Annotated in this window: 9 protein-coding genes; all 9 read right to left on the bottom strand. The window is 32.9% G+C overall.

Annotation, left to right across the window (positions count from 1 at the left end; all coding sequences use genetic code 11):
* Positions 1-64: 64 nt before the first annotated feature.
* A complete protein-coding gene (locus AC4FRF_RS07970) occupies positions 65-982 on the bottom strand; it encodes a glycosyltransferase family 2 protein (RefSeq protein ID WP_491158953.1) in 918 nt (305 codons plus the stop codon).
* 22 nt (positions 983-1,004) lie between these two features.
* Complete coding sequence (locus tag AC4FRF_RS07965; RefSeq protein WP_491158951.1) at positions 1,005-1,613, bottom strand: acyltransferase; 609 nt, start codon at positions 1,611-1,613, stop codon at positions 1,005-1,007.
* Positions 1,614-1,624: 11 nt separating this feature from the next.
* The gene (locus AC4FRF_RS07960; protein WP_491158950.1) at positions 1,625-2,854 is read right to left on the bottom strand and encodes an ABC transporter ATP-binding protein; all 1,230 of its coding nucleotides are present in this window, start codon (positions 2,852-2,854) and stop codon (positions 1,625-1,627) included.
* A gap of 160 nt (positions 2,855-3,014) precedes the next feature.
* Entirely contained in the window at positions 3,015-3,863 is an 849-nt protein-coding gene (locus AC4FRF_RS07955; protein ID WP_491158948.1) for an ABC transporter permease, read from the bottom strand.
* 180 nt (positions 3,864-4,043) lie between these two features.
* Positions 4,044-5,051 (bottom strand): mannose-1-phosphate guanylyltransferase, encoded by a 1,008-nt coding sequence (locus AC4FRF_RS07950; RefSeq protein ID WP_491158947.1) that lies wholly within the window; start codon positions 5,049-5,051, stop codon positions 4,044-4,046.
* A gap of 9 nt (positions 5,052-5,060) precedes the next feature.
* Complete coding sequence (locus AC4FRF_RS07945; RefSeq protein WP_491158946.1) at positions 5,061-6,365, bottom strand: nucleotide sugar dehydrogenase; 1,305 nt, start codon at positions 6,363-6,365, stop codon at positions 5,061-5,063.
* 295 nt (positions 6,366-6,660) lie between these two features.
* Positions 6,661-7,125 carry a UpxY family transcription antiterminator gene (locus AC4FRF_RS07940; RefSeq protein ID WP_491158945.1) on the bottom strand — a complete coding sequence of 155 codons (465 nt, stop codon included), beginning with the start codon at positions 7,123-7,125 and terminating at the stop codon, positions 6,661-6,663.
* 118 nt (positions 7,126-7,243) lie between these two features.
* Positions 7,244-8,635: a UDP-glucose 6-dehydrogenase gene (locus AC4FRF_RS07935; RefSeq protein WP_491158944.1), complete on the bottom strand. Its 1,392-nt coding sequence runs from the start codon at positions 8,633-8,635 to the stop codon at positions 7,244-7,246.
* Between the two features lie 83 nt (positions 8,636-8,718).
* Positions 8,719-9,702, bottom strand: a complete 984-nt coding sequence (locus tag AC4FRF_RS07930; RefSeq protein WP_491158943.1) for an SDR family oxidoreductase — start codon at positions 9,700-9,702, stop codon at positions 8,719-8,721.

Here is a 9,702-nt window from a genome sequence, read left to right as displayed (position 1 = left end):
ATTTTATAATACACAATTATAATTTTATAAAATTAATTATGCTTCGTACCAAACTATTAATAGATTATGACTCTTTAAATAAAATCCTATAAAATATCGATTTTAATTGTCGAATTGAATAAAGAATTCCAAAATATTTTATTGATAAATTCATTAAATAAGAACTATGCACTAATTTTAACTTATCCGACCGATAAATTAAATTTTCATAAAGACCAATAAAAATCTTTATCTGCTGCTCAGTCATCTTCGATTGATAATCTTCTAATATTTCTTTAGTTCCTACTAGACGACCGCTTATTTTTTCTTGAATATTATCTTTACCTCCCGAAATATTCAAATCAGACATTCTTACATACACGATTGCATCAACAGAGAAAATAGGTTTACCATCTGCAAAATCAATTATTGCCCTGTCATCGCTACTCCAGCCCATTTTATAATCTCTGAACTTATATTCTTTATAAGTAGATGTTCTAAAAACATGTTCAGATAAAGAACTACGGCTTTCACCTTTTAACTTTCGACAATAGGAAACAATTGCCTCTTCATATACTGGGTGCTGATACACTTTTGAAATAGCTTCATTCTTTTCATTTATCAAAATGGTTGCGTTTCTTATCACATTGGATTGATTTCCAAAAGTTGCAATCGCTTTATAAAATTCCTCAACCACATTAGTACCTAAAACATCATCATCTCCCAAAATCATAAACCATTCTTCATCATTAGCTAAGGCAATACAACGATCCCATTGCTGGGTTAATGATTTGCCTCCTAAATTAGTTTCAAAACGATGGTAATTAAAATCAAATTTCCCTTTGTATCTTTCTAAAAGTTGAGAACAATCTTCAGGACTGGCATCATCGCCAATGTACACTTTAAAATCTTTATTGGTTTGATTTACCAATGAGTCTAAAGTCTCCTCAAAAAAAGTAAATTTATAATAAGGGATTATAACTGCTAATTTATTTAAATTCATATCTAAAAATCATTTTAAAAAACTAATTAATAGTTTTAATAACAACAGCAGGAACTCCAGCTACAACAGAATTTGGAGGAACATCTTTTGTAACTACAGCATTTGTTGCTATAATACAATTCTCTCCAATCGTTAAGCCTGGCATTATTGCTACTCCATCTCCAATCCAAACGTTGTCTTTTATTATTACAGCTCCTTTTGAAGTCAAGGGTCTGTCTTTTGGAACGAACTTTAACATTTCGAAAGTTGGATTACCATGATAGTGATCTGTTATGAAGATCCTACTGGCTAATAAACAATTTTCCCCAATTTCAACTTTATTAATACATGCGATATGAACATCAGTTCCAATATTAACATTTTGGCCAATTTCAATTTTTGGAGAAAACTTTTGTTTATTGTAACAAATTACAGCTTCGATCCTTAGTCTTCTTCCAGCAGAAAAATTTTCACCTATACTAATAAACTCAGGATTCAGAATACTATAATCTTTACCAAACCATACATTTTCACCACAAAAAGAAAAAGACTTTTTAAGTTTTTGAATATTATCAAATTCCTCTTCAATAAATTTTGCCTTTATTATTGAAAACAAATAATTAATTATTTTTTTCTTTAAATTATTAATCATTTAAATTGTGATTAATTACTCCAATTAATATTATTATTATAAACCTTTCCAATATTAAAAGTTTCTAAATGTGCAAATTCAGTATTATTATTTAAAACCACAAAATCACAACATCTATCCACAACATCATAGGGTGCACTTCCTGGTTTATAGATGTAAATACTTAAATAATAAAAACCTTTTACTAAAAAATCTTTTGGAATAGACAATGTTATTCTTTCTGTCAAATTGTCTAACAAATATTGTGATGAAAAAATGGGTTGTTCATCAGTGTCCATCACTCTAACTAAAACATAAACATTTTCTAAATTTCTAATAGAATTTCGAATTTCAAATCTAAAAGCTATATCTTCATTACTATAGACCTCTCTTGATTGATTAATAATTTTAGCTTCACTTAAATAAATCTCTTTATCTTTTACTGCTGTATAAACATCACTGATTTCAGCTCCTGAAATTCTATATTCTTCCACTACATCTTCAATTCTTCCTGAAATTTGAAGTTGCCCATTTGACAATAGTATTCCTTTATTGCAAAGCGTTTTTATGGCCCCCATATTATGACTCACAAATAGCACCGTTCGCCCTTCTCCTTTAGAAACATCTCCCATTTTTCCGAGACATTTCTTCTGGAATTCAGCATCTCCTACTGCTAAAACCTCATCAACAATTAAAATCTCTGATTCTAAGTGAGCCGCTACAGCAAAGGCTAATCGCACATACATTCCGGAAGAATAACGTTTAACAGGGGTATCAATATAGCGTTCTACTCCCGCAAAATCAACTATTTCATCAAACTTGCGGGTAATTTCGGCACGGCGCATGCCTAAAATAGCGCCGTTTAGATAAATATTTTCACGACCAGTCATTTCGGGATTAAAGCCCGTACCCACTTCCAATAAGGATGCAATACGACCGTTCACTTTAAAATTTCCGGTAGTAGGTTTAGTTACCTTACTTAACAGTTTTAACAAAGTACTTTTCCCTGCACCGTTACGACCAATGATACCAACGGCATCTCCCTGTTCAATTTCAAAATTGATATCCCGTAAGGACCATACATAATCACTGGTTCCTTTGGCAGTACGGTCATTGGATTCTCCTATTTTTAAATAAGGGTCTTCATTACCACGTATTTTGTGCCAAAAACGATTCAAATCATGAGAGATAGTTCCTGTACCTACTTCACCCAGTCGATATTGCTTGGATATATTTTCGGCTTTTATTGCGAGCTGTTTCATTTTTTTTTAGAGTAATAATTCTAGTAAATTATTAAATTTATTTAAATAATTTTCAGAGATGTTCACACTGAGCTTATTAAAGTATTTATGATATATGTACTTATTAACAGAAGAAGGTCTTCGACAGGCTCAGACTGACAAAAACATACTTAATTATTCTTTAAACTGTATCCATAAAACTTTTCTCTACTTTATTGAAAATTACGATTCCTGTAAATAATAAAACACTAATAAATGCCGTACTAAAAATTAAACTGGACGGTGCAAAACTACCCGATCCTAAATAACCATAGCGAAAGCATTCAAATATTCCCGTTAACGGATTAGTATTAACCACCCATTTATACTTTTCAGGCATAGCCGAAACTGGATACACCACGGGAGTAGCATACATATACAATTGAATTCCAAAAGTTAACAAAAAAGTAAGATCTTTATATTTAGTTGTCATTGAAGAAAAAATCATTCCCAAACCTAAGGCAAAAGCAGCCATCAACAGAATTAAAAAAGGAGTAGCTAAAACCCAAAGATTAGGTTGAATCGATTTTTCAATAAAAGTGTAATAAAACACTACTCCAATAAACAACCCAAACTGAATAGCAAATTTTAACAAACCTGAAAAAACAATGGAAAGTGGCATAATCAACCTCGGAAAATATACCTTCCCAAAAATAGAAGCATTAGTTTGAAAGACAGCAGATGTCTTGGTAAGCGAATCTGAAAAATAATTCCAAATGGTAATTCCGGAAAGATAAAAAGCTAATTGAGGTAAACCATCAGTAGATAACTTAGCTACCTGACCAAATAACACTAAATAGATTAAAGAGGTCATTATCGGCTGCACAAAAAACCAAATAGGCCCTAAAATAGTTTGTTTATAAAAGGTAATAAAATCTCTTTTTAACAACATCAGAAGCAAATCGCGGTAATGCCAAAGCTCTTTAAAGTTAATCGAAAAAAGGGAATCTTGTGATTTAATCTCTTCGGTCCATTGTTGTTCTGAATTCATACTATTTATATTTTTATCTTGATTTACACACCCCTAACCCCTCTTGAGAGGGGAATATGTGCAGTTTATGACTTTGTTGGACGATGTGTTTTTTACTATCCTATTAAAACTTATTAGAATAACTTTTTAAAAGCACTTCGACAAGCTCAGTGTGACAAAAAACGCAAAACGTCTATTAAATTACTCCAACAACTCTGGTTTTTCTACTTCTAACTCATTATACAAATCTTTCACATCTTGTGAATATTCTTTTTGCAAGACCAAATTAGCATTTTCGGTAGCGACTAAAATGGTGTTTTTCATCCCAATAAAAGCAGTAAAATTTTGTACCCCTATCACCATATTGCCATTGTCATCCACCGGATGTCCTTTGGACAATAAATAATCATAAACCGATTCGAAAGACCCCAAATCAGACCATAAGAACTGTGAATGGATTACTTTTATTTTTTTAGAACGTTCCATGACCGCATAATCCACACTAATGGAAGGAATCTCTAAGGATAATTCTAAATCTAACTTCCCGTTCTCATTATGATCCCAGACTTTCTTAGACTTTTTATAAATCTTGGGTTGAAAATGTTTTAATTCTTCTAATAAAACACCTGCTTTGAAGCAAAACATACCTGAATTCCATAAGAAATTTTTCTTAGCCAAAAACCCTTTAGCCGTGACTAAATTGGGCTTTTCTCTAAAAGATAGTACATTTTCTCCTTTGGCCTCAATGTACCCATAACCTGTTTCGGGCTTGGTAGGCACAATTCCAAAAGTGACAATATTACCCTCTTCTGCTTTTTGAATAGCATCAGCCACTGCAATATCATATAAATCTTTCCCCTCAATGATATGATCCATCGGAGTCACAATCAAAATATCATCCGGTTCGGCGGCAAAAGCAGCAAAAGCAATTGCAGCGGCTGTATTACGAGGAGTTGATTCAACAATATCCAGATAAGGGATATTTTTCTTTTCTAAAATAGCTCTGCTCAAATCACAATTATCAATATTCCCCACCACAATAACCTTATCAACAATATCCCTGTTCCGATCTACTGTCAATTCAAATAACGATTTCCCTTCGAAAATTTCCAGATATTGTTTAGGTTGGCTTTTACGGGACAAAGGCCATAATCGACTGCCTACTCCTCCTGTGAGGATAACATGTATGATATTGTTTTTTTTATCCATATCTTTTTTTTAGAGTCTACCATCAATATTATTACCTAAAACTCCTTTTACGTCATAAACTATACTGTTGGACTTTTGAAGCTTCGATAAGTCCATAGTAAAGAAATCTGCATGCGCAACACCTAATACTATAGCATCAAATTTTTGTCCTTCGACAAGCTCAGAATTACAAACTAATTTATATTCATGCAAAACCTCTTCAGGATTTGCTAATGGGTCTAATACTGTAATTGTAATACCATATTCCTTCAATCCTTTAATAACATCAATTATTTTTGTGTTTCGGACATCAGGACAATTTTCTTTAAACGTAATTCCTAACATTAATAGTGTAGCACCATTAACTGGAATCCCTTTTTTTATCATCAATTTCACTACTTGAGAAGCTACATACTCCGCCATACTGTCATTCAAACGGCGTCCTGCTAATATAATTTCTGGATGATATCCTAATTCTTGTGCTTTTTGAGCTAAATAATAGGGATCTACTCCGATACAATGACCGCCGACTAATCCTGGTTTAAAGGGTAGAAAATTCCATTTGGTCCCTGCTGCTTCTAATACTGCTTGAGTATCTATATTCATTAAACTAAAAATCTTAGCCAACTCATTGACAAAAGCAATATTTATATCCCGTTGCGAATTCTCAATTACTTTAGCTGCTTCTGCCACTTTGATGGAAGGTGCCAAATGAGTACCAGCAGTAATTACAGAGCTATATAATTCGTTTACTTTTTGACCAATTTCTGGAGTAGAACCAGCAGTCACTTTTAATATTTTATCAACTGTATGTTCTTTATCTCCGGGATTAATTCGCTCCGGTGAATATCCTGCAAAAAAATCAACATTAAATTGTAATCCTGAAATACGCTCTAAAACTGGAACACATTCCTCCTCTGTAACCCCAGGATAAACAGTGGATTCATAAATGACAACATCTCCTTTTTTTAAAACCTTAGCAACTGTTTCACTTGCTTTATATAATGGTGTCAAATCTGGCCGATTATTTTTATCAATAGGAGTAGGGACAGTAACAATGTAATAATTGCATTGTGCTAAATCTTCTAATTGATTGCTACAATACAAACCTTTTTGTGTTTGCGATGCATCAAAAATTATTTCTTTAGAAACCAATACCGATTTTAAATCAGTTTCTTCAACTTCAAAAGTAGTATCAACACCAATGTTTAATTCTTTAATACGCTTTTGATTAATATCAAAACCTACAACAGCATATTTTGTTGCAAATAAACGAGCTAATGGTAAGCCTACATAACCAAGACCAATAACTGCTATTTTAGATTTTAAATCCATTGATTTCTTTTTTTACTTGTGCCAAACTCATTGAGTTTACTCCAACGCTTCGCGGTTCCAACTCACATAAAATGGGTTGAAATCCAGCTTTTTTTCTGCTCGCAAATATAAACGACTAAAAGCTGAATTCCTATCAATACTTATTAAATTGATGTAAATTGAGAAACGAAGAACTAAAAATATAAAAAAAACATCTTTTCAGAATCAATAAAATACTGACAAACAAACACATAAGAACTTTCTTGCTCTTTTTAACAAAACTCGCAAAATTCATTTAATATACGCTTCAGGAAAACTATATTGTTCTCACTCTCAATATACAGCCCATAGATTCTAAAACCAGTACATAATCATTTTTATTCACCTCTTGAACAACTGCTTGTTGCGATTTAAAAGGACCTGAATCCAAAACAATCTTATCCCCTACCACTAAAGAAGAAACTGAAATTTCATACTTACCTGGAGTAGAAAGCCATTTCTTTATGGCACTAATTTCTTCTTCACGTACAACAGCTGGTTTTCCTAACCAAAAAAGGTAACGGACAACACCTGCAAATTGAAACACTAAATTCCTATCTACTTCATTTAAACGAACAAAAATATAGGAATTAAACAGAGGCACTTCTACCTTTTTTTTTCTATCAGACCATTGGCGCAACTCAGTCACTAAAGGGCAATAACAATCAATTCCTTTTTGAGTTAATTGTTCAGCAACTTTTTTCTCCCATTTTGGTTTTGTATACACTACATACCAATTCATCTCTACTTTTTTTTAAAAAATCTATAAAAAAACACAGTGTATACTTTCTTAAGAAAGAATAAAACTGTGTTATAGTTTGAAAACATTAAATTAAAACCCAATGTCACTTTATATTCATTTACGAACCTATTGCCTGATACACAAATCCTATTTTTTCTAATGCTGGACCATCTAAAATATTTCTTCCGTCAAATACAAACGCAGGTTTTTGCATAGCATTGTATATTTTTTGCCAATCATAAGAAATAAACTCATCCCATTCAGTTAGAATAGCAATAGCATGAGCATTTTGACAAGCTTCATAAGAATTTTCAAAAGACAAAACACAATTTGCATTCTCCTCAACAGTTCTTGTTTCTAAATAATTTAAATCGGCTAGTACTTTTTTTCTTGATACTTTTGGATCATACACTGCAATAGTAGCATTTTCACTAATTAAATCATCGGCTACATATATAGCTGCTGATTCTCTAGTATCATTCGTATCTTTTTTGAATGCCCATCCTAAAAAGGCTATTTTTTTTCCAGAGACTGTATTGTATAAAGTTTTGACAATATTATCTGAAAAACGTCTTTTTTGATGGTCATTCATAATAATTACCTGTTCCCAATAATCAGCTACTTCATTTAAACCGTATGATTTTGCAATATAAACCAAATTCAAAATATCTTTTTGAAAACAAGAACCTCCAAAGCCCACTGAAGCCTTTAGAAACTTAGGACCAATTCGACTATCCATACCAATAGCTCTTGCTACTTCATTCACATCAGCACCTGTTTTTTCACACAATTCCGACATCGCATTGATCGAAGAAATTCTTTGGGCTAAAAAAGCATTAGCTGTCAATTTAGACAATTCAGAAGACCAAACATTAGTAGTCAAAATTTTATCAACTGGAACCCAATTCGCATAAACATCTACTAATGCCTGAATCGCCTTTTGTCCTTCTGCTGTGGTATCGCCACCTATTAAAATTCTATCTGGTTGTAATAAATCTTGCACTGCTGTTCCTTCTGCTAAAAATTCCGGATTGGAAAGGATTTGGAATTTCACTCCATTTCCAGTATTATCTAAAATACTTTTGATGGCTTCCGCAGTTCGCACCGGTAAAGTAGACTTCTCAACTACTATTTTATCTGTCTTAGACACCTTTGCAATTTGTCTGGCACATAATTCTATAAATTTTAAATCAGCTGCCATCCCTTTTCCCTTTCCATAGGTTTTAGTTGGCGTGTTTACCGAAATAAAAATCATATCTGCAGCATCAATAGCAACGTCTACCTCCGTAGAAAAAAACAAATTACGCCCTCTGGCTTCTTTTACAATTTCAGAAAGTCCCGGTTCATAAATAGGTATATTATTCACATCTTCATCATTCCAGGCCGCTATTCTTTCTGTATTCAAATCTACTACTGTAACCTGTATCTGTGGACACTTCTGCGCTATAATTGCCATTGTAGGACCTCCAACATAGCCCGCTCCAATGCAACAAATTTTTTTAATTTTCATTTATTTTTTTCGTTATTCGTTATTCGTTATTTGTTATTCGTTGTTCTATGAACGGTCAACAATGAACAAAAAACGATGCAAATCTACTTCAAATTATTCCAATACCAATCCACAGCTATCTGTAATCCTTGCTGCAAAGAATATTTTGGTTCATAACCTAACAATTCTTTTGCCTTATCGATACTGGCTAAAGAATGCGGAATGTCGCCTGCTCTTTCAGGACCGTAAATAACTTTAACATTCGCTATTTCAGCATCGTATTCACTCAAATATTTTTTTAAATAGCCCACCAAATCATTCAGGGTATTTCTGTCTCCAAAAGCGGTATTGTAAACAGTATTTACCGCCTCTATTTTATCTGTAGCTATCGCCAATTCATTCATTTGAATCACATTGTCGATATAAGTAAAATCTCGGGAATAATTACCATCTCCGTTAATTGTTATGCTTTCATGATTCATTAACTGCATGACAAACTTAGGAATTACCGCCGCATAAGCTCCATTGGGATCCTGTTTTCTTCCAAAAACATTAAAATAACGCAAACCAATGGTTTCTATTCCGTATGTTTTACTAAAAATTTCAGCATACAACTCATTCACATATTTAGTAATTGCATAAGGCGATAACGGTTTCCCAATAACTTCTTCTACTTTTGGTAATCCAACCGAATCTCCATAAGTGGATGAACTGGCAGCATATACAAAACGTTTTACCTTAGCCTGAGTAGCTGCTTGAAGCATATTTAAAAAACCAGAAACATTAACATCATTAGTCGTTATAGGGTCATTTATAGAACGTGGCACAGAGCCCAAAGCGGCCTGATGCAAGACATAATCCACTCCAAAAACCGCTTTTTTACAATCCGCATAATTCCTGATATCTCCTTCTATCAAAGTAAAATCAGAATTAGAAATACAAGCTGCTAAATTATGGCGGTGACCTGTGGCAAAATTATCCAAACAAATCACTTTGTTTCCTTTGGATAAAAAATATTCACATAGATTAGAGCCTATAAAACCAGCTCCTCCCGTAATAAGGATAGTGTATTTTGTTATTTCTCTCAT

The organism is Flavobacterium sp. ST-158, assembly GCF_058309975.1.
This window is presented reverse-complemented; position numbering and strand designations above follow the sequence as displayed.

What these genes read in the sequence shown, in the direction of transcription:
- AC4FRF_RS07970 (WP_491158953.1), bottom strand. Translation starts at nt 982, where the DNA reads ATGAATTTAAATAAATTAGCAGTTATAATCCCTTATTATAAATTTACT.
- AC4FRF_RS07965 (WP_491158951.1), bottom strand. Translation starts at nt 1,613, where the DNA reads ATGATTAATAATTTAAAGAAAAAAATAATTAATTATTTGTTTTCAATA.
- AC4FRF_RS07960 (WP_491158950.1), bottom strand. Translation starts at nt 2,854, where the DNA reads ATGAAACAGCTCGCAATAAAAGCCGAAAATATATCCAAGCAATATCGA.
- AC4FRF_RS07955 (WP_491158948.1), bottom strand. Translation starts at nt 3,863, where the DNA reads ATGAATTCAGAACAACAATGGACCGAAGAGATTAAATCACAAGATTCC.
- AC4FRF_RS07950 (WP_491158947.1), bottom strand. Translation starts at nt 5,051, where the DNA reads ATGGATAAAAAAAACAATATCATACATGTTATCCTCACAGGAGGAGTA.
- AC4FRF_RS07945 (WP_491158946.1), bottom strand. Translation starts at nt 6,365, where the DNA reads ATGGATTTAAAATCTAAAATAGCAGTTATTGGTCTTGGTTATGTAGGC.
- AC4FRF_RS07940 (WP_491158945.1), bottom strand. Translation starts at nt 7,125, where the DNA reads ATGAATTGGTATGTAGTGTATACAAAACCAAAATGGGAGAAAAAAGTT.
- AC4FRF_RS07935 (WP_491158944.1), bottom strand. Translation starts at nt 8,635, where the DNA reads ATGAAAATTAAAAAAATTTGTTGCATTGGAGCGGGCTATGTTGGAGGT.
- AC4FRF_RS07930 (WP_491158943.1), bottom strand. Translation starts at nt 9,702, where the DNA reads ATGAGAGAAATAACAAAATACACTATCCTTATTACGGGAGGAGCTGGT.